The 18,455-nt window shown below is 60.6% G+C and carries 17 protein-coding genes; 5 read left to right on the top strand and 12 right to left on the bottom strand.

Annotated features, from left to right (window positions below):
- Positions 1-22 precede the first annotated feature (22 nt).
- Genes M5B43_RS08695 through M5B43_RS08680 form a run of 4 tightly spaced genes read left to right on the top strand, consistent with a single transcriptional unit; the run spans position 23 to position 3,909 of the window.
- On the top strand, positions 23-790 hold the full coding sequence (locus M5B43_RS08695; RefSeq protein ID WP_248749708.1) for an SDR family NAD(P)-dependent oxidoreductase: 768 nt from the start codon (positions 23-25) through the stop codon (positions 788-790).
- A gap of 12 nt (positions 791-802) precedes the next feature.
- Positions 803-1,987, top strand: a complete 1,185-nt coding sequence (locus M5B43_RS08690) for an acetyl-CoA C-acyltransferase (protein WP_248749707.1) — start codon at positions 803-805, stop codon at positions 1,985-1,987.
- A 9-nt stretch (positions 1,988-1,996) separates the two neighbouring features.
- Positions 1,997-3,124 carry an acyl-CoA dehydrogenase gene (locus M5B43_RS08685; RefSeq protein ID WP_248749706.1) on the top strand — a complete coding sequence of 376 codons (1,128 nt, stop codon included), beginning with the start codon at positions 1,997-1,999 and terminating at the stop codon, positions 3,122-3,124.
- A gap of 11 nt (positions 3,125-3,135) precedes the next feature.
- Positions 3,136-3,909 carry an enoyl-CoA hydratase gene (locus tag M5B43_RS08680; RefSeq protein ID WP_248749705.1) on the top strand — a complete coding sequence of 258 codons (774 nt, stop codon included), beginning with the start codon at positions 3,136-3,138 and terminating at the stop codon, positions 3,907-3,909.
- Between the two features lie 118 nt (positions 3,910-4,027).
- Here M5B43_RS08680 and M5B43_RS08675 read toward each other — a convergent pair whose 3' ends face one another.
- From M5B43_RS08675 to arnC, 12 genes are all read right to left on the bottom strand, one after another.
- Positions 4,028-5,179 (bottom strand): acyl-CoA dehydrogenase family protein, encoded by a 1,152-nt coding sequence (locus tag M5B43_RS08675; RefSeq protein ID WP_248749704.1) that lies wholly within the window; start codon positions 5,177-5,179, stop codon positions 4,028-4,030.
- 3 nt (positions 5,180-5,182) lie between these two features.
- Positions 5,183-6,286 carry an enoyl-CoA hydratase/isomerase family protein gene (locus M5B43_RS08670; RefSeq protein ID WP_248749703.1) on the bottom strand — a complete coding sequence of 368 codons (1,104 nt, stop codon included), beginning with the start codon at positions 6,284-6,286 and terminating at the stop codon, positions 5,183-5,185.
- A gap of 133 nt (positions 6,287-6,419) precedes the next feature.
- Positions 6,420-7,130 (bottom strand): HPP family protein, encoded by a 711-nt coding sequence (locus M5B43_RS08665; protein ID WP_248749702.1) that lies wholly within the window; start codon positions 7,128-7,130, stop codon positions 6,420-6,422.
- A gap of 164 nt (positions 7,131-7,294) precedes the next feature.
- The gene (locus tag M5B43_RS08660; protein ID WP_283099424.1) at positions 7,295-7,483 is read right to left on the bottom strand and encodes a type VI secretion system contractile sheath small subunit; all 189 of its coding nucleotides are present in this window, start codon (positions 7,481-7,483) and stop codon (positions 7,295-7,297) included.
- A gap of 321 nt (positions 7,484-7,804) precedes the next feature.
- Complete coding sequence (locus M5B43_RS08655) at positions 7,805-9,427, bottom strand: glycosyltransferase family 39 protein (RefSeq protein WP_248749700.1); 1,623 nt, start codon at positions 9,425-9,427, stop codon at positions 7,805-7,807.
- Between the two features lie 3 nt (positions 9,428-9,430).
- Positions 9,431-10,810: a UDP-glucose/GDP-mannose dehydrogenase family protein gene (locus M5B43_RS08650; RefSeq protein WP_248749699.1), complete on the bottom strand. Its 1,380-nt coding sequence runs from the start codon at positions 10,808-10,810 to the stop codon at positions 9,431-9,433.
- The gene (arnF, locus tag M5B43_RS08645) at positions 10,807-11,220 is read right to left on the bottom strand and encodes a 4-amino-4-deoxy-L-arabinose-phosphoundecaprenol flippase subunit ArnF (protein WP_248749698.1); all 414 of its coding nucleotides are present in this window, start codon (positions 11,218-11,220) and stop codon (positions 10,807-10,809) included. The genes M5B43_RS08650 and arnF overlap by 4 nt, the downstream gene beginning before the upstream one ends.
- On the bottom strand, positions 11,217-11,564 hold the full coding sequence (gene arnE, locus M5B43_RS08640; protein WP_248749697.1) for a 4-amino-4-deoxy-L-arabinose-phosphoundecaprenol flippase subunit ArnE: 348 nt from the start codon (positions 11,562-11,564) through the stop codon (positions 11,217-11,219). The genes arnF and arnE overlap by 4 nt, the downstream gene beginning before the upstream one ends.
- Complete coding sequence (gene arnT, locus M5B43_RS08635; RefSeq protein ID WP_248749696.1) at positions 11,561-13,216, bottom strand: lipid IV(A) 4-amino-4-deoxy-L-arabinosyltransferase; 1,656 nt, start codon at positions 13,214-13,216, stop codon at positions 11,561-11,563. Before arnT ends, arnE begins: the two co-directional genes overlap by 4 nt.
- Positions 13,213-14,097, bottom strand: coding sequence for a 4-deoxy-4-formamido-L-arabinose-phosphoundecaprenol deformylase (arnD, locus tag M5B43_RS08630; protein WP_248749695.1), 885 nt, complete (start codon positions 14,095-14,097; stop codon positions 13,213-13,215). The genes arnT and arnD overlap by 4 nt, the downstream gene beginning before the upstream one ends.
- The gene (arnA, locus tag M5B43_RS08625) at positions 14,097-16,088 is read right to left on the bottom strand and encodes a bifunctional UDP-4-amino-4-deoxy-L-arabinose formyltransferase/UDP-glucuronic acid oxidase ArnA (protein WP_248749694.1); all 1,992 of its coding nucleotides are present in this window, start codon (positions 16,086-16,088) and stop codon (positions 14,097-14,099) included. Before arnA ends, arnD begins: the two co-directional genes overlap by 1 nt.
- Positions 16,085-17,119 carry an undecaprenyl-phosphate 4-deoxy-4-formamido-L-arabinose transferase gene (gene arnC, locus M5B43_RS08620; protein WP_248749693.1) on the bottom strand — a complete coding sequence of 345 codons (1,035 nt, stop codon included), beginning with the start codon at positions 17,117-17,119 and terminating at the stop codon, positions 16,085-16,087. Before arnC ends, arnA begins: the two co-directional genes overlap by 4 nt.
- 467 nt (positions 17,120-17,586) lie before the next feature.
- Between arnC and M5B43_RS08615 the strand changes: the two genes are divergently transcribed.
- Positions 17,587-18,402, top strand: a complete 816-nt coding sequence (locus M5B43_RS08615; RefSeq protein ID WP_248749692.1) for a M949_RS01915 family surface polysaccharide biosynthesis protein — start codon at positions 17,587-17,589, stop codon at positions 18,400-18,402.
- The last annotated feature ends 53 nt before the right edge of the window (positions 18,403-18,455 follow it).

Below are 18,455 nucleotides of genomic sequence, written 5' to 3'. Positions count from 1 at the left end.
TCCGCTATTCAAGGAAACCATGATGCAGATTGAAAACAAGGTATTTCTGGTCAGTGGCGGTGCTTCGGGCCTCGGTGCGGCCACCGCTGAAATGCTCGTGGCGGCGGGTGCCAAGGTGATGCTGGTGGACCTCAATGCCGACGCCGTGACGGCCAAGGCCCGGCAGCTGGGGGCCAACGCCCGCAGCGCCGTGGCGGATATCAGCCAGGAAGCGGCGGCCGAAGCGGCGGTGCAGGCCGCTGTGGCGGCGTTTGGCGGCCTGCATGGCCTGGTGAATTGCGCCGGTGTCGTGCGCGGCGAGAAGATCCTCGGCAAGGCCGGCCCCCATGGGCTGGCCAGCTTCGCCCAGGTGATCAACGTCAACCTGATCGGCAGCTTTAACCTGCTGCGCCTGGCCGCTGCCGCCATCGCCGAAACCGAAGCGAATGCCGAGGGTGAGCGCGGGGTGATCATCAATACCGCCTCGGCGGCGGCATTCGACGGCCAGATCGGCCAAGCGGCGTATGCCGCCTCCAAAGGCGCAATCGCCAGCCTGACGCTGCCCGCCGCGCGTGAACTGGCGCGCTTTGGTATTCGGGTCATGACCATCGCCCCGGGTATTTTCGAAACCCCAATGATGGCCGGCATGACGCCTGAAGTGCGCGGCGCCCTGGCCGCAGGCGTGCCGTTCCCGCCACGCCTGGGCAAACCGACCGAGTACGCCGCCCTGGTGCGGCATATCATTGAAAACAGCATGCTCAATGGCGAGGTCATCCGTCTCGACGGTGCCTTGCGCATGGCTGCCAAGTAAGGAGGAGTGTTCATGAACGATCCTATCGTTATTGTCAGCGCCGTACGCACGCCCATGGGCGGTTTCCAGGGTGATCTCAAGGGGCTGACCGCGCCGCAACTGGGCTCGGCCGCCATTCGCGCCGCGGTCGAACGTGCCGGTATCGCCACCGATGCCGTCGATGAAGTGCTGTTTGGTTGTGTGCTGCCGGCCGGGCTTGGCCAGGCGCCGGCACGTCAGGCGGCGTTGGGCGCTGGGCTGGACAAGGCCACCCGCTGTACGACCCTGAACAAGATGTGCGGCTCCGGCATGGAAGCGACGATCCTTGCCCACGATTCACTGCGTGCCGGCAGTGCCGACGTGGTGATCGCCGGCGGCATGGAAAGCATGTCCAACGCGCCGTACCTGCTGGATCGTGCCCGTAGCGGCTACCGCATGGGCCACGGCAAGGTGCTTGACCACATGTTCCTCGACGGCCTGGAAGACGCCTACGACAAGGGCCGCCTGATGGGCACCTTTGCCGAAGACTGCGCCGAGCACAATGGTTTCACCCGCGAAGCCCAGGACGCGTTCGCCATCGCCTCCCTGACCCGCGCACAGGAGGCTATCAGCCATGGCCACTTCGCCGCCGAGATCGTCCCGGTGCAGGTCACTGTCGGCAAAGAGCAGAAAACCATCCTGCATGATGAGCAACCACCGAAAGCCAAGCTGGACAAGATCAGCAGCCTGAAACCGGCCTTCCGCGAAGGCGGCACGGTAACGGCGGCCAACTCCAGCTCGATCTCCGATGGTGCGGCGGCGCTGGTGCTGATGCGCGAATCCGACGCTCAGAAGCGCGGCCTCAAGCCCTTGGCGATGATCCATGGGCACGCTGCGTTTGCCGATGAGCCGGGGCTGTTTCCGGTGGCGCCGGTGGGAGCAATCCGCAAACTGATGAGCAAGACCGGTTGGAACCTCGACGAGGTGGACCTGTTTGAAATCAACGAAGCCTTTGCGGTGGTCAGCCTGGTGACCATGAACAAGCTGGAAATTCCCCACAGCAAGGTCAACATCCACGGCGGCGCCTGCGCCCTGGGCCATCCGATCGGTGCCTCCGGTGCGCGGATCCTGGTGACGCTGTTGTCGGCTCTGCGCCAGAAGGGCCTCAAGCGTGGTGTTGCCGCTATCTGTATCGGCGGTGGCGAAGCCACGGCCATGGCTGTCGAATGCCTGTATTAAGGACGTTATATGCTGCCCAATGACGAACAACTGCAAATCAGTGACGCCGCCCGGCAATTTGCCCAGGAGCGCCTCAAGCCTTTCGCCGCCGAATGGGACCGCGAGCATCGCTTTCCCAAGGAAGCCATCGGTGAGATGGCCGAGCTGGGCTTTTTCGGCATGCTCGTGCCGGAACAGTGGGGCGGTTGCGACACCGGCTACCTGGCCTACGCCATGGCCCTGGAAGAAATCGCCGCTGGTGATGGTGCCTGCTCGACGATCATGAGCGTGCATAACTCGGTGGGCTGCGTGCCGATCCTCACGTTCGGCAATGACCAGCAAAAAGCCCAGTTCCTCACGCCCCTGGCCAGCGGCGCCATGCTGGGCGCCTTCGCGTTGACCGAGCCGCAGGCCGGTTCCGATGCCAGCAGCCTGAAAACCCGTGCACGCCTCGAAGGCGATCACTATGTACTCAATGGCTGCAAGCAGTTCATCACCTCCGGGCAAAACGCCGGGATCGTGATTGTGTTTGCGGTGACCGACCCGACAGCGGGCAAACGTGGGATCAGTGCGTTTATCGTCCCCACGGATTCGCCGGGCTACACCGTGGCACGGGTGGAGGACAAGCTGGGGCAGCATGCGTCCGATACCTGCCAGATCCTGTTCGAGGACGTGAAGGTGCCGGTTGCCAACCGTTTGGGCGAGGAGGGTGAGGGCTACAGGATCGCCCTGGCCAACCTTGAAGGTGGCCGCGTGGGCATTGCCTCCCAGTCGGTGGGCATGGCCCGTGCGGCCTTTGAAGCCGCCCGCGATTACGCCAGGGAGCGCGAAAGCTTCGGCAAGCCATTGATCGAACATCAGGCCGTGGCCTTTCGGCTGGCTGACATGGCCACGCACATTGCCGTCGCCCGGCAAATGGTGCATTACGCCGCAGCCCTGCGCGACAGCGGCAAGCCGGCCTTGGTCGAGGCGTCCATGGCCAAGTTGTTTGCTTCGGAAATGGCCGAGAAAGTCTGCTCGGCCGCCTTGCAAACCTTGGGCGGTTACGGTTACCTGAGCGACTTCCCCTTGGAGCGGATCTACCGCGATGTGCGGGTCTGCCAGATTTACGAAGGCACCAGCGATATTCAACGCATGGTCATCTCACGCAATCTTTAAGGAGCCGATACATGAGTTACGAAACCATCCTGCTTGACGTCCAGGGCCGTGTCGGGCTGATTACCCTCAACCGTCCACACGCGCTGAACGCCTTGAACGCGCAACTGGTCAGCGAGCTGAACCAGGCATTGGACGCCCTGGAAGCCAACCCCGAAATTGGCTGCATCGTGCTGACCGGCTCGAAGAAAGCCTTCGCTGCCGGCGCCGACATCAAGGAAATGGCCGAGCTGACCTACCCGCAGATCTACCTGGACGATCTGTTCAGCGACAGCGATCGTGTCGCCAACCGCCGCAAGCCGATCATCGCCGCTGTCAACGGCTTCGCCCTGGGGGGCGGTTGTGAACTGGCGCTGATGTGCGACTTCATCCTGGCCGGCGATACCGCCAAGTTCGGCCAGCCGGAAATCAACCTTGGCGTCCTGCCGGGCATGGGCGGCACCCAGCGCCTGACCCGTGCGGTGGGCAAGGCCAAGGCCATGGAGATGTGCCTGACCGGGCGCTTCATCGATGCCGTGGAAGCAGAGCGTTGCGGGATTGTGGCGCGTATCGTGCCGGCCGATGAACTGCTGGAAGAGGCGCTGAAAGTCGCCACGCTGATCGCCGGCAAATCGGTGCCCATCAGCATGATGGTCAAGGAAAGCGTCAACCGTGCGTTTGAAGTGAGCTTGTCCGAAGGCGTGCGCTTTGAGCGCCGGGTGTTCCATGCCGCGTTCGCGACACAGGATCAAAAGGAAGGCATGGCGGCGTTCGTCGCCAAGCGCGCGCCGGAATTCAAAGATAAATAAACAGTCGCCATAACACTGCAGGCAAGCCCTGATGCCGGTCAGTTAATAAGGAGAAAGGCTAAAAAGTAACCTGTGGGAGGGAGCTTGCTCCCTCCCACAGTGTTTTGTGCTGTACGGGTCAGAGTGGGTAGTTCTTCAGCTCCCGGGCAATCACCATCCGCTGAATCTCGCTGGTCCCTTCGTAAATTTGCGTAATACGCGCATCCCGGTAATAACGCTCCACCGGGTAATCTTCCAGATACCCATAGCCGCCATGAATCTGCATCGCCGAGGAGCAGACCTTCTCGGCCATCTCCGAGGCAAACAGCTTGGCCTGGGACGCTTCCGACAAGCACGGCTTACCGGCACTGCGCAGGCGCGCGGCGTGCAGGATCAGCAGGCGTGCGGCATTCAGCTGGGTTTGCATGTCTGCCAGCAGGTTGGCCACGCTCTGGTGTTCAATGATCGGCTTGTTGAATTGCACGCGATCGCGGGCATAGGTCAGCGCGGCTTCAAAGGCTGCCCGGGCAATGCCCAATGCCTGGGCGGCGATTCCGATACGGCCACCTTCCAGGTTGGACAGGGCGATGGCCAGGCCCTTGCCGCGCTCACCCAACAGGTTGGCTTGGGGCACGCTGCAGTGGTTGAGGGTCACGGCGCAGGTGTCCGAGGCACGAATGCCCATCTTGTGTTCAGTACGGTCGACCACAAACCCCGGTGTATCGGTGGGCACCAGGAATGCGGAGATGCCTTTCTTGCCCAGTTCCGGGTCGGTCACGGCAAACACGATGGCCAACTTGGCGCGCTTACCATTACTGACAAACTGCTTGGCGCCATTGATCACCCATTGGCCATCGCGCAGTTCTGCACGGGTACGCAGGTTGTGGGCTTCGGAGCCGGCCTGCGGCTCGGTCAGGCAGAAACAACCGATGGCTTGGCCGCTGGCCAGCTCGGCCAGCCAGGTGTGTTTTTGTTCATCGGAGCCGTAGTTGAGAATCGGCCCGCAACCCACTGAATTATGGATACTCATCAGCGCGCCGGTAGCGCCGTCACCGGCGGAAATCTCTTCCACGGCCAGGGCATAGGCAACGTAGTCAACGTAGTTGCCGCCCCATTCTTCCGGAACCACCATGCCGAGCAGGCCCAACTCGCCCATCTTGGCCACCAGTGCATCGTCGATCCAACCGGCTTTTTCCCAGGCTTGGGCATGGGGCGCGATTTCGCCACGGGCAAAGTCGCGCGCCATGTCACGGATCATGACTTGTTCTTCTGTGTATTCAATATCTTGCATGGCTTATTTCTCAATCTGCACGAAGTCGCGGAAGAAACTCTCGATAGAGGTGGCGTCCAGCTCCTGGACGGTTGGTGGGTTCCAATGAGGGGTTTTGTCCTTATCGATGATCAGGGCGCGAACCCCTTCGATCAGGTCGCCGCGCACAAACCATTGGCGGTCCAGGTGCAGTTCGAGCGCAAAACACTGCTCCAGCGGCAGGTGACGGCCCTGGCGCAGCATTTGCAGGGTAACGGCCATCGCCAGGGGCGAGCGGGTTTGCATCAGGTGGGCGGTCGCCAGCGCCCACTCATGGGTGTCGGCGACGGTGACGGCCTGCAATTGCTCGACGATGCTCGGAATGTCCGGCAAGGCGAAGAAATGGTCGATGACCGGGCGCAACGCCGCCAGCGGTGCGTCGGGCAATTGCTGTACGGCCAATTTAGCCAGCACTCCCTGCAGATCCTTGAGTGGCGAGTCGTGCCAGTGCAGCCGATCGAGCTTGTGGTCCAACTCGGTGAGTCTGACGCTGTCGATGCACCAATCGGCCAGCCCGCAATACAGTGCATCCGCAGCGCGAATCTGCACCCCGGTGACGCCGAGGTAAGTCCCCAGTTCACCGGGAATCCGCGACAGGAAATAGCTGCCGCCCACGTCTGGGAAGTAGCCGATGGCCACTTCTGGCATTGCCAGGCGACTGCGCTCCGTGACCACCCGCAGATCAGCGCCTTGCACCAGGCCCATGCCGCCGCCAAGGACGAACCCGTCCATCAATGCCAGCACGGGTTTACGGTAGTGGTGGATGATCAGGTCGAGCGCATATTCCTCAACGAAGAAATCTTCGTGCAGGGTGTCGCCATTCTTGAAGCTGTCGTACAACGAGCGGATGTCGCCGCCGGCACAAAAGGCTTTCTCGCCGGCGCCGCGCAGCACAACGGCATAGACCTGAGGGTCATCGGCCCAGTCCTGTAGCTGTGCCGTCAGGCGGCGGACCATGTCCAGGGTGATGGCATTCAAGCCAGCGGGGCGATTGAGGGTGAGGTGGCCGATATGGTTGCGGACCTCGGCCTGCACCTCGTCCTGAAAAATGTCGCTGTGGCTTGCTTCGGATGAAACCTGAGCAGTCATCACTCACTCCCTGCTTTTATTGTTCTTTATCAAGATGTTCGCGGGCGAACCTTCTCGCGATCGTACCAGTGCAAATTTGCCCAGTACAACGTGGAATCATGCAGGTCGTTTTTGCATTTATGCAGCAGCGCGCTCAGGCCGAGCGGCTGGCCAACACTTCGCCGATGCTGCGCCGCCGTGCATGGCCTTCGGCGGCATGGATCAGTTGTTCCAGTGCGGTCGGCTCTACATCGTAGAATTGCTCCATCTCGGCCAATGCCTGTTTGAGATCGGCTGCGGTAATAGTCGGGTCGGTGATGGGGGGCGTGCTGCCGATCACCACGGCGGGCGACTCGGCAAGGCCCTTGGGATAACGCGTGCGGGTCGCATTGTTGTAGGCCAGCGCACACACCAGCAAGGCACCAGCGCCAAGCATGACCGGCGCCAGTTCGTGCCAACCGAGGGCAATGGACGCAGGGTCAGCCAACACCAGGGTCATGGCCAGGCCACCGGCCGGTGGGTGCAGGCAACGTAGCCAACAGATCAGGATCACCGTCATGCCTGCCGCCAGGCAGGCGCTGCCCAAGGTCCGTCCCAGCACGCGGGCGACGAGCAATGCCACAACCCCCGCGCATAAATAACTGCCAATAATTGACCACGGCTGGGCCAGCGCCCCCGAAGACACGGCAAACAGAAGCACCGCCGAAGCGCCGAGCGGGCCCAGCAGGTGCAGCGCGACGTCCATGCCAAACACGTGGGCGCATGCCCAGACACTGAACATCGTGCCCAAGGCCATGCCGATGGCAGCGCGGCTCCATTCGGTGGGGCGGGTGTTGATAGCAGCGGGTAACCAGCGAGCGAGCATTGAAAAGGGGTCCTGAAACGACGGGCGAAAAAAAAGGCTTGCCTGGTTTCCCGGAAAAGCCTTTGAACGTTCCACTATTGGGGGAGGAACACTGCGCAGTGTGCCGATCCTGGCCTGACGGCGCCACTGCATATTAATGCGGTTCAAGTGCAAAAATTATGTATCTAACGCGCTTCGCCCAATGGCATCGAGCTGGCCGGGTAGGGCACTGGGGTGCTGATTTTGCCCAGCACCCGGCAATCGGTTTCCTCGTTGAACAGATGCTTTTGCAGGTTTTCCTGGAGCTGGCGATCGTTGGCCAGCGGTCCTTTCAAGGCGACCAGCGCATCGCGTAACGCCATCAAACGGTCCAGTCTCGGTAAAGGTACATTGAACAGTTCCTCTCGCACGGCATTGTCCTCTCAATGAAGTAGGCCGCCACACAGGGCCGACCTACCACGTCCTTGTTGTTGTGGGGTACTCAAACCCGGGCCCGTAGAGATAGGCCCTGGTGCGGGGTGGTAAATAGTTAATGCACCTGGCAAGCGAGTCTACATTTGGGTTCCAAGCACCGGAAGGGAAAGTGCACCGGCCGTTACGCAAAGGAATGTAGGGTTTTTCTTTGCACTCATAATGAAAAACGCCCACTGGTTGAAGAGTGGGCGTTCTTTCTTACGAGGTCGCTGGAAACATGCTCAAGGAGTGGCGGTTTTTTCCAGGTGCAGCAACACATAAGGGTTTTTGTCGAACTCGCCAGTCAGTGTCGGCGCGATCGAACGCAGGTGAGGATCGGTCAACCCTTCGAAGTCAGCCTGGCTCATGACCAACCACGCGGGGGCCTGAATGGGTTTGAGTTCGGCGGGTAGCTGGGTAAACAGCGGGACCTTATCGCAATCGAAGTTGACCATGAACTTGATCGCTTTCGCATCTTTGCCCAAGGCGTGCAGTACCAGAGGTGCCGGTTGTTGCAGGATCTGGGCTTTGACCGCGAGGGTGAACGTGCGGGTGTCGTAGAGCGTACGCTCCATGGGCTCAACCACAATGATGTAGGTTGCCCAAAGGGCCAGCACCGCCGCCAAGGCGGAACCGAACGGACGTAGCCGAGACTTCAGCAACGTCAGCAGCGCCAGTACCTGCAGCACCCCAAGCACCCCGAACATCAACCCGAGGCTGGCCAGTTGCTCTGGGTAGCGTCGCTGCGCAACCACCAGGCCGATCGCCAGCAGTGCCGGCAACAGCGTCCAGATAACCAGCATCAACCCGCGCAGGCCGGCAAACAGCCGCCCTTGAGTCACCTGGAAGGGGTACGCGGCAATGATCGCCGCCATCGGCAACATCGGCAGGATATAGCGCGCCTTTTTGGCCTGGGGCACTGACAGGCCCACCATCACCAGCAAACCGGCCGCGGCGCAGTACAGCACCAGTTTCAACGCCGGGTCCGGTGTTCTACGGCCCCCCATCAGCACGGCCAGCAACACCAGGATCGCTACGGGATAGGCCAGGGCATAGTTGCCCATGGAACTGGTGAAGTAATACAACACGCCGCTGGAGCCTTCGGTGCCATCCATGCGCCCGAGGAACTGCATGCGAATGACGTCCTGCATGAAGACTTCGCCGCCGCTGAGCTTGGCCAGCAGCAACAGCAGGCCGACACACGCCGCCAGCAGTGCCAATGCCAACAGCCCAAAGCTGAACAGTTGGCGCCATTGGCGGTTGATCAGGTAATAGCTGCACAGCACGCCGGTTGGGATCACCAGGCCGATCGGGCCACGAATCGCAAAACCAAGAATGAGCAGCAGGAACAGCCAGTGCAAACGCTTGGCCGCACCGAAATGATCATGGGCATAACCCAGGTAGAACACGGCCAAGGCGACAGCGGCGAGCATCTGGTCCAGGGAAACCGCGCGGGTTTCGCTGATAAAGGTGCTGCTGAGCAGCAACATCGCAACACTCAGCAGGCCCCAGCGCGGGGAGTAGGGCGCGGTGAGGCGATACACCAGCACCACGATCAACGCTGAAGCGACCGCCGTGGGCAACCACGCCGTCAAGCTGGTGACCTGGCCCAACGGCAAGGACAGCAGCCAGGTCAGCAGGGTCGAGGTCGCCAGATAGTCGGCATACGGCTGGCCGTAAGTGGTGGGGAAAAAGCTCGGCCCATGGCGCAGCATCTCCTGGGCAAACAGCACGAAGCGCGAATCGAAGCCGATGACGGCCTGATGCCAATTGCCGACAATGAATAACACCAGCGCCAAGAGCCCCAGCCCCAGTGACTGGTGACGGATCATTGCATTCAGCAGGGGCGGATGAGCTTTGTTCACGTGTCAGTCTTCCTTGACTTGAGGTGCCCAGTTTTGCTGGGGAATTGGCAGCTCGCAGGAGTCGCCACGGCCCATTGGGAAATATTTGAAGCCTTTGCGCGCCAGACGCTCACCGTCGTACAGGTTGCGGCCGTCGAAGATCACCGGGTTTTTCAGGCGGTCCAGGATCAGGTCGAAATCCGGCGCCTTGAATTGCTGCCATTCCGTGCAGACGATCAACGCATCGGCGCCGCTCAAGGCGGATTCGGGGGTACCCAACAGGGTCAGGCGGGACTCGTCACCGTAGATCCGCTGAGTTTCCTGCATCGCCTCCGGGTCAAAGGCGCGCACATTGGCACCGGCTGCCCACAAGGCTTCCATCAGCACGCGGCTCGGAGCATCACGCATGTCGTCGGTGTTGGGCTTGAAGGCCAGGCCCCACAACGCGAAGGTCTTGCCCTTGAGCTCGCCCTTGAAGTAAGCGTTGATACGCTCGAACAGCTTGCTCTTCTGACGCTGGTTGATGGCTTCCACGGCTTCCAGCAGGTCGCTGGAGCAGTTGGCTTCCTTGGCGCTGTGGATCAGGGCGCGCATGTCTTTGGGGAAGCACGAGCCACCGTAGCCGCAACCCGGGTAGATGAAGTGGTAGCCGATGCGCGAGTCGGCACCAATGCCCAGGCGTACGGCTTCGATGTCGGCGCCCAGGTGTTCGGCCAGTTCGGCGATCTGGTTGATAAAGCTGATCTTGGTGGCCAGCATGCAGTTGGCGGCGTACTTGGTCAGTTCGGCGCTGCGCAGGTCCATGAAGATGATGCGATCGTGGTTGCGGTTGAACGGCGCGTACAGGTCGCGCATCACTTCACGCACTTCTTCACGCTCGCAACCGATGATGATGCGGTCCGGACGGCGGCAGTCGGCAACCGCCGTGCCTTCCTTGAGGAATTCCGGGTTGGAGACGATATCGAATTCCAAGTGGCGGCCCGCCACGTGCAGGTTCTTTTCGATGTGCGCGCGCAGTGTGTCGCCCGTGCCGACGGGAACGGTGGACTTCTCTACCAGAATCACCGGTTCTACACGATGGCGGGACACGGCGTCACCGACCGACAGCACGTATTTCAGGTCGGCCGAGCCGTCTTCATCCGACGGCGTACCCACGGCGATAAACAGCACTTCACCGTGTTCAACGGCGAGTTTTTCGTCGTAGGTAAAATGCAGACGCCCGCTTTCCAGGTTTTCCTTGACCATGGCTGCCAGGCCCGGCTCGAAGATCGTCACGTGGCCTTTCTGCAGCGACTCGACCTTGCTCTTGTCAACGTCCATGCAGATGACATCGTGACCGACTTCGGCCAATACGGTGGCCTGCACCAGACCGACGTAACCACTACCAAACACACTGATTTTCATGGGGCATTCCTGGGACTTGTGGTGCTAGCACGACGAGAGTTAATAACCAATACACCGAGGATGACCAAGGCCACCCCCAGGGTTTTTGAAAGCGAAAAATGTTCGTTGAACACCGGCAGGCTGGCAGCCAGCAGGTAGACCAGCGCATAGCTGATGCTGAGCAGCGAATAGGCGCGGCCGAGGGGCAGGTCCTTCAACGCACCGAGCCAGCACAGCATCGACAGTGCATAGGCGATGATCGCCAGGATCACCACGCCCAAGGCACCGAGGTCGATGGTGTTACTGTTGAAGGCCGTCAGCCACTCGGCGGGCAACGGTAGGCGGGTCATGCTCCAGCGCATGCCCAATTGAGCCGCACTGACCAGGCCGACGCTGCCCAGGGCCAGGGTGAAACCTCGCACCCGGCTCATACCTGGCGCCCCAGCAACACGACACCGGCGATGACCAGCGCCACCCCCATCCAGTGCCGGCCATCAATGTGTTCATGAAACACAAAGCGCGCCATCAGCGTAACCAGTACAAAGTTCAGGCTGAGCATCGGGTAGGCAATCCCGACCTCCAGGCGCTGCAACACCAGCAGCCACACCAGCAAACCCAGGCCCAGGCAAACCAGTGCCGACCATAACCAGGGCGAGCGCAGCTTCAGCGCCCAACCCTGCGGCAGGTCACGCCAGCTTTCCACCGCAAATTTTTGCGAGACTTGGCCCATGCACGTGAGTAAACAGGCCGTCAGCAACAGAAGCAGGGTGATCATTGCGTAACCTGCGGGAAGATCAGAATCACGATATTGCCTTGTTCGTAGCGCTTGCCATCTTTGGGCAGCAATTCGACTTCGGCGACTTCGTCCTCGCCCTTGACCCGCATGACCACACCCACGGCGCCTTGCTTGCGTGCGTCGCTCATCCATTGCTGGACTTGGCTGGGGTCGATCTTGCGATGGGCTGTGTCCGGGTAGGCAATGCCGTATTTCACTTCACCGACGGTGTTGTAGAGGGTTACGTCCGGCCGTGCCAGGCGCCATGACAGCGCCGATGCCGCTCCCAGGTCGTTGCTCAGCAGCGCGCTGGTCGGTTGCAGCTCCTGCAAATGATCGATGATGAACTGGTCTGGCGTCTTGTTATAAACCACCGAGTGCGGCAGCGCGGCAGGGACGAGCGCTACCAGCAACCAGCTGCCGACAACGGGTGCGGCCCAGAGCGTCAAGGGGCGTGCGGCTTGCAACAGGTTGGCGAAAATCCAGCCGAACAGGAAGGTAAACACCAGCACCAGGCTCAGGGTTTCTTCACCGTGCGCGTAGACAGGGTTCTTCAATTGAAACCAGCTCAAGGCCAGCAACCCCAGCACGCCAATCACCAGGTTCAACCCGCCGTTGATGCGCAGTGCGCGACCCTGGCCCTGGGCCAGTTTGTCGGTCAAGGTCGAGCCCATCAACAACGCCAGGGGCACCAGGCACGGCATGATATAGGAGGGCAACTTGCCCTTGGCCAGGCTGAAGAATGCCAGGGGCATCAGCAGCCACAACAGCAGGAACGCGGTCTTGGGCAGGCGTTTTTCCACCCACGCCTGTTTGACCGTGGACGGCAGCAGGGCGACCCACGGCAGCGAAAAGGCGACCAGCAGCGGCAGGTAATACCAGAACGGCTCGGCGTGCTGTGCGTCTTCACCGGCGAAACGCTGGATATGCTCGTGCCAGAAGAAGAAGTTCCAGTAGTCAGGCTCTTGCAGGTGTACGGCTAACGCCCATGGCACGCTGACCACAATGGCCACGAGCACCGCCACGACGCCGTAACCGAGTAATTCGGTAAAACGCTTTTGCCAGAGAGCGTAGGGCAGGGCGATCAACACCGGCAGCAGCCAGGCCAGGAAGCCCTTGGTCATGAAACCCATGCCGCAGGCGAAGCCCAGCAACGCCCAGGACCACAAACGGCCACGACGGGTGGTGCAGTCGAAGCAGAACCACAACGCGACGCCGGTCAGGTTGACCCAGAAGGTGAACTGCGGGTCCAGGTTGGCATAGCCGCCGAGCAATGCCACGCTGACAAAGCTCATGTACAGCACGGTGCTGACCAGGCTTTTTTGCGGGTTGTTCCACAGCCGACGGGACACCAGGTAAACCAGGACAATGCTCAAGCCGGTGCTCAAGGCTGAAGCAAACCGCACGCCGAACAGGTTCTGCCCGAAGATCGCCTGGCCCAGCGCGATCATCCAGTAGCCCGCTGCGGGTTTTTCGAAGTAGCGAATGCCCATGAAATGCGGCGAGGCCCATTTGCCGGTCAGCAGCATTTCCTGGCTGATCTGCGCATAGCGGGTTTCATCGGGGATCCACAGGCCGTGGGTGGCCAGTGGTAGCAGGTAGAACAGGCCAAACGCCAACAGGAGCAGGGGCAGTGCCCAGCGCCGAATCATGCCTGCTGCACTCCAAGCCAACCCTCGCGGCCGCTCAACACACCGCGCACCAGTTGTTGCTGGGGCAGGGTGGTCACATCCGCGGGCAACAGGTCGCCCAGGGGGGTGAAGTGGATGCCGCGCTGTTTGGCCTGGGCCAGCAGTTGGCGAAAGTCATCAGCCATCAGAATCCCTTCTACTTCTGCGTGGATCGTGTAGACATTCAGCTTCGACTCGCTAAAGCGGTCAAGAATGAAGCTGTTGAACTCTTTGGCAGCCACCACCGGCCCGACGACTTCGTCGAAGGTCGGCAGGTCTACCGGAATTTGTGGGGTGCCCGCGCTGCCATCGGCCAAGGTCGGTCGAAACAGGCTGGTGCCCCGGCAATCACTGTTGTAGCGAAAGTTGAAACTTTGTTTGGCTTGCACCACGCGCTCGTCGGCACGCCAACCGGCGGCCGCTGAGCAATCGATACGCTCGCCAAGGATGTCGCTCAAGGTGTCCACACCGCGTCGAATCTGCTCGATCAGCTGTGCGTCGCTCCAACGCCCGGTGTTGGCCTGCCAGCCATGGTGATCCCAGGCGTGCAGGCCGACTTCATGCCCGGCGGCCTTGGCCTGGCGCATCAGGTGCCCCAGGTCGCGGCCAATCGGCTTGCCTGGCCAGGCGGTGCCGGCCAGCAAGATGTCCCAGCCATACAGGCCGGCGGCATTGGAGCGCAGCATCTTCCACAGGAATTGCGGACGGATCAGGCGCCACAAGTGGCGCCCCATGTTGTCCGGCCCAACGCTGAAGAAGAACGTCGCTTTGACCCCGGCTTCATCCAGGGACTCGAGCAACCGAGGCACCCCTTCACGGGTGCCTCGATAGGTGTCGACGTCGATGCGAAGACCTGCCTGCATTACTTCTTGTCCGCGATTTCGAGCATGGCTTCACGCAGGAAGAAGTCGAGCGTGTTGCCGATGGTTTCGCTCATCTCTACGGTCGGCTCCCAGTTCAGCAGGCGCTTGGCGTTTTCGATGCTTGGTTTGCGGTGTGCCACGTCCTGGTAACCGGTGCCGTAGAACGCCTTGCTCTCTACGTCGCGGAAACCGGCGAACGGAGGGAAGTTGCCGCGCAGCGGGTGAGCTTCGAACTGACGCAGCAGTTCTTCGCCCAGCTGACGAATGCTGGCTTCGTTTTCCGGGTTGCCGATGTTGATGATCTGGCCGTTGCAGGCATCGTTGTCGTTATCAATGATGCGTGCCAGGGCTTCGATACCGTCAGCGATGTCGGTGAAGCAACGCTTCTGCTCACCACCGTCGAACAGACGGATCGGGGTGCCTTCCACCAGGTTCAGGATCAACTGGGTGATTGCACGGGAGCTGCCGATACGCGCCGAGTCCAGGCGGTCCAGGCGTGGGCCCATCCAGTTGAACGGACGGAACAGGGTGAACTTCAAGCCCTTGTCACCGTAGGCCCAGATCACGCGGTCCAGCAGTTGCTTGGAAACCGAGTAGATCCAGCGTTGCTTGTTGACCGGGCCGACCACCAGGTTGGAGGTGTCTTCGTCGAAGTACTGGTCCTGGCACATGCCATACACTTCGGACGTCGACGGGAAGATCACGCGCTTGTTGTACTTGACGCAGTAGCGAACCAGTTTCAGGTTCTCTTCGAAGTCCAGCTCGAACACGCGCAGCGGGTTACGGGTGTATTCGATAGGTGTAGCGATGGCTACCAGCGGCAGGACCACGTCGCACTTCTTGATGTGGTACTCGATCCACTCGGAGTGAATGCTGATGTCGCCTTCCACGTAGTGGAAGTTCGGGTGGCTGCGCAGGCGCTCGATAGCGTCGGAGCCGATATCCAGGCCGTAGATTTCGTAACGGTCGTCACGCAGCAGGCGCTCGGACAGGTGGTTGCCGATGAAACCGTTCACGCCCAGGATCAGTACGCGGGTACGGCGTGGCTTGCGGCCGGACTCGGCGCCGCGCAGTACGGAACCGTCCACCAGGCCCAACTCGTCGGCCAGGGAAGGGCCGGCCAGGTACAGGCCGTTTTCGTTGCGCTGGCCGAACTTGACCACCAGGGAGTCTTCACCGCAGGCGATGCGCAGCGGGTTGACGCTGATCACACGGCCTGGCGCCAGGCCTTCGTTGCCCTTGATGACGTCAGCTTGCCAAACGATCAGTTTGTGCTCGCCAACAGCGCAGAAGGCGCCCGGGTACGGTTGGGTGACCGCACGAACCAGGTTGAACAGCTCTTCAGCCGGTTTTTTCCAGTCCAGCTTGCCATCGGCAGCGGTGCGGCGGCCGAAATAGGTGGCCTGGCTTTCGTCCTGGGCGGTTTCAGCCAGCTTGCCTTGGGCCAGTTGTGGCAGGGCGTCGCGCAGCAGGTTGGTGGCCGCGTCACGCAATTTGGTGTGCAGGGTCAGACCGGTATCCGTGCGGTCGATAACGACTTTCTGCTGGGCCAGGATCGCGCCGGCATCGGCACGCTTGACCATACGGTGCAGGGTCACACCGGTTTCAGTTTCGCCGTTTACCAGTACCCAGTTGGCCGGAGCGCGGCCACGGTATTTAGGCAGCAGTGAACCGTGCAGGTTGAACGCGCCCTTTTTGGCGGTCGCCAGCAGCGCTTCGCTCAGCAGGTTGCGGTAGTAGAACGAGAAGATGTAATCCGGGTTCAGCTTGGCAATGCGCTCGATCCACAGCGGGTGGTTGGCGTCTTCCGGTGCGTGCACCGGGATGCCATTGCGGGCGCAGAGTTGAGCGACGGAACCGTAGAAATTATTTTCCTTGGGGTCGTCGGCATGGGTGAACACGGCAGCAATGTCGTAGCCGGCGGTCAGCAGGGCTTCAATGCCTGCACAGCCAATATCGTGATAAGCAAAGACAACAGCTTTTGAATTCATGACGAAACCTGATCGGAAGGAGAAGTGGAAGTGTGAGAAGTTGCCAGACCGTCGACCACGACAACTGGCGCAGGTGCTGCGGGTTGGTTACGCAGCACTTTTTCAATAAAGAACCGTGGACGGGCACGGACGTCACTGTACATGCGTCCCAGGTATTCACCCAAGAGGCCCATGCCAATGAATTGACCACCGGTGAACACGAACAACACGGCAAACAGCACGAACGTGCCTGAACCGGCCCATTCGGCACCGAAGACCAGGCGCAGGAACACCAATGCAAACGCAAAGAGCACGCCCAGTGCCGCCAGGCTGAAGCCGACGATGGACAGTAAGCGCAATGGGGTGGTGGTCATGCAGGTCAGCAGGTCGAACATCAGGCTGATCAAGCGCATGGCGCTGTATTTCGATTCGCCGTGTTCACGCTCGGCGTGGTGCACCAGGATTTCCGTGGTGTGGCGGGCAAAGCCGTTAGCCAGGATCGGAATAAAGGTGCTGCGCTCGCGGCAGGCCAGCATCGCGTCGACGATGGTGCGGCGATAGGCGCGCAACATGCAGCCATAGTCGGTCATGGCCACGCCGGTGGAGCGTTGTACGGCCAGGTTGATCAGGCGCGAAGGCCAGCGGCGGAAGGCCGAGTCCTGGCGGTTGTTACGCACGGTTGCGACCACGTCGTAGCCCAGGGCCGCTTGCTCTACCAGGCGCGGAATTTCTTCCGGCGGGTTCTGCAGGTCGGCATCGAGGGTAATCACCACGTCGCCACGGCACTGCTCAAAGCCGGCCATGATCGCCGCATGCTGGCCGTAGTTACGGTTGAGGATGACCGCCACCACGTTGCTGCCTTCTTCAGCGGCTGCGTCTTCCAGCAATTGGGCCGAATTGTCGCGACTACCGTCATCCACCAGGATGATTTCGTATTCGTAGGCCAGTTGCTTGCAAGCTGCCGTCGTGCGACGCAGCAATTCAGGCAGGCTCTCTTGTTCGTTGTAGACCGGGATAACGATCGACACGCAATGAATAGGGTAGGGTTTCAAAGATTCATGACCTCGGGGCTAGAGCAATTGGAGCGTGAAAACAGCATTAATCAGCCGGGTGAACAGCAGGCTGATTAAACGTAGCGTGGGGTTGCGGCATTCATTCGACTTTCCTGAAGACGGGCACTGGTTTCTTCCATGGTGAGCAGAGTAAAGACGAAAATCGTGAAAGGTAAAGCGTAATCAACAGGTTAGTCGGTAAAACGCGGTTCGTTCTCAAGTCCTTCGTCCAAGATTAAGCGCAAAAATGTTGAACGAATATGAAAGGCAGATGAAAAACTCGTTTATTTGACAGGTAGACAGCCAGGGTTCAGCTAAGTGACTGAAGCGCCAGGGGATACCTTTGCCGGGTAAAAACAGTCGCTATTTTCCTAGGGTGCCATCAGCCACCCACTTTATTCAACAATCTTCTCTGCATTGCCCCTCAAGTGCCGGTAAAGTAAGCCATCTCTTGCCAGGGTACTCGGATGAATAGTGTGCAGCTTTTATGCGGCCAGTTGCGGCCCGCGCTGATGGGATCGTTGATGGGGCTGTTGATGACCGTGGGCTGTGCCACGACCGTACAAGCCGACGACGGGGTTGCACTCACCCCGCTCGAACACGTGCCGGATGGCGTCGAGGTGCGTGGCAAGCAGGTCGCCGCCTATACCTGGGACGACCGCCAAGGCAAGAATCTGCTGGTATTGGCTGAACAAGTCAGCGAACGTGACGATGATGGCACCCAGTCTGCATTTGTCTATGCCGCCCAGTACCTGCTGGACGGGGAGCACCCCAAGCGCGTCTGGATGCTTTACGACGACGTGCAACACTGCCAATTCGACGCAGGGCTGCGTTTTGATCGGTCGGCCACCCAGGTCACCGACCTTTTGGGCGACGGTAATACCCAGGCCACGGTCGGGTACTCGCGCACGTGTACCAGTGATGTGAGCCCCAATGAGTTCAAGCTGATCATGCACGTCGGCAAGTCCGAGAAGTATCGCCTGCGGGGTGTTGATCGCGTGGGGGCCAGTTGGTGGGACGAGGACGCCGGCGCCCTGCGTGGTATGCCGCTGCCTACCGACTGCAGCGTTGCGGCACAGCAGGCATTGGTCAGCCAGTACAAGGAGCAGGGCACCGAACTGCCGCTGCCGGGCTGCTACAGCGAAGAGAAAGATTTTGCCAAGGCCCCGGACGCCTACCTGGCGTTCATGCGCCAGCATTGGTTTGCGCTGATGCAAAAGCAGGACGCAGACTGGAGCCAGTCCCAGACCCAACCCCAGGACGCCGCCGAGGATGATCAATAGCCGCCTTTTTGTGCCAGGGCTGATCCTGCGTTAGACTCAGCCTTCGCCAATCC

It is taken from the genome of Pseudomonas sp. MWU15-20650, from assembly GCF_023242475.1.
Classification (GTDB): domain Bacteria; phylum Pseudomonadota; class Gammaproteobacteria; order Pseudomonadales; family Pseudomonadaceae; genus Aquipseudomonas.
The sequence above is the reverse complement of the archived record's forward strand: the minus strand, read 5'-3'. Positions and strand labels throughout refer to the sequence as shown.

What these genes read in the sequence shown, in the direction of transcription:
- M5B43_RS08680 (WP_248749705.1), top strand. Translation starts at nt 3,136, where the DNA reads ATGAGTTACGAAACCATCCTGCTTGACGTCCAGGGCCGTGTCGGGCTG.
- arnA (WP_248749694.1), bottom strand. Translation starts at nt 16,088, where the DNA reads ATGAATTCAAAAGCTGTTGTCTTTGCTTATCACGATATTGGCTGTGCA.
- M5B43_RS08675 (WP_248749704.1), bottom strand. Translation starts at nt 5,179, where the DNA reads ATGCAAGATATTGAATACACAGAAGAACAAGTCATGATCCGTGACATG.
- M5B43_RS08665 (WP_248749702.1), bottom strand. Translation starts at nt 7,130, where the DNA reads ATGCTCGCTCGCTGGTTACCCGCTGCTATCAACACCCGCCCCACCGAA.
- M5B43_RS08685 (WP_248749706.1), top strand. Translation starts at nt 1,997, where the DNA reads ATGCTGCCCAATGACGAACAACTGCAAATCAGTGACGCCGCCCGGCAA.
- arnE (WP_248749697.1), bottom strand. Translation starts at nt 11,564, where the DNA reads ATGATCACCCTGCTTCTGTTGCTGACGGCCTGTTTACTCACGTGCATG.
- M5B43_RS08615 (WP_248749692.1), top strand. Translation starts at nt 17,587, where the DNA reads ATGAATAGTGTGCAGCTTTTATGCGGCCAGTTGCGGCCCGCGCTGATG.
- M5B43_RS08650 (WP_248749699.1), bottom strand. Translation starts at nt 10,810, where the DNA reads ATGAAAATCAGTGTGTTTGGTAGTGGTTACGTCGGTCTGGTGCAGGCC.
- arnF (WP_248749698.1), bottom strand. Translation starts at nt 11,220, where the DNA reads ATGAGCCGGGTGCGAGGTTTCACCCTGGCCCTGGGCAGCGTCGGCCTG.
- arnD (WP_248749695.1), bottom strand. Translation starts at nt 14,097, where the DNA reads ATGCAGGCAGGTCTTCGCATCGACGTCGACACCTATCGAGGCACCCGT.
- arnT (WP_248749696.1), bottom strand. Translation starts at nt 13,216, where the DNA reads ATGATTCGGCGCTGGGCACTGCCCCTGCTCCTGTTGGCGTTTGGCCTG.
- M5B43_RS08670 (WP_248749703.1), bottom strand. Translation starts at nt 6,286, where the DNA reads ATGACTGCTCAGGTTTCATCCGAAGCAAGCCACAGCGACATTTTTCAG.
- M5B43_RS08695 (WP_248749708.1), top strand. Translation starts at nt 23, where the DNA reads ATGCAGATTGAAAACAAGGTATTTCTGGTCAGTGGCGGTGCTTCGGGC.
- M5B43_RS08690 (WP_248749707.1), top strand. Translation starts at nt 803, where the DNA reads ATGAACGATCCTATCGTTATTGTCAGCGCCGTACGCACGCCCATGGGC.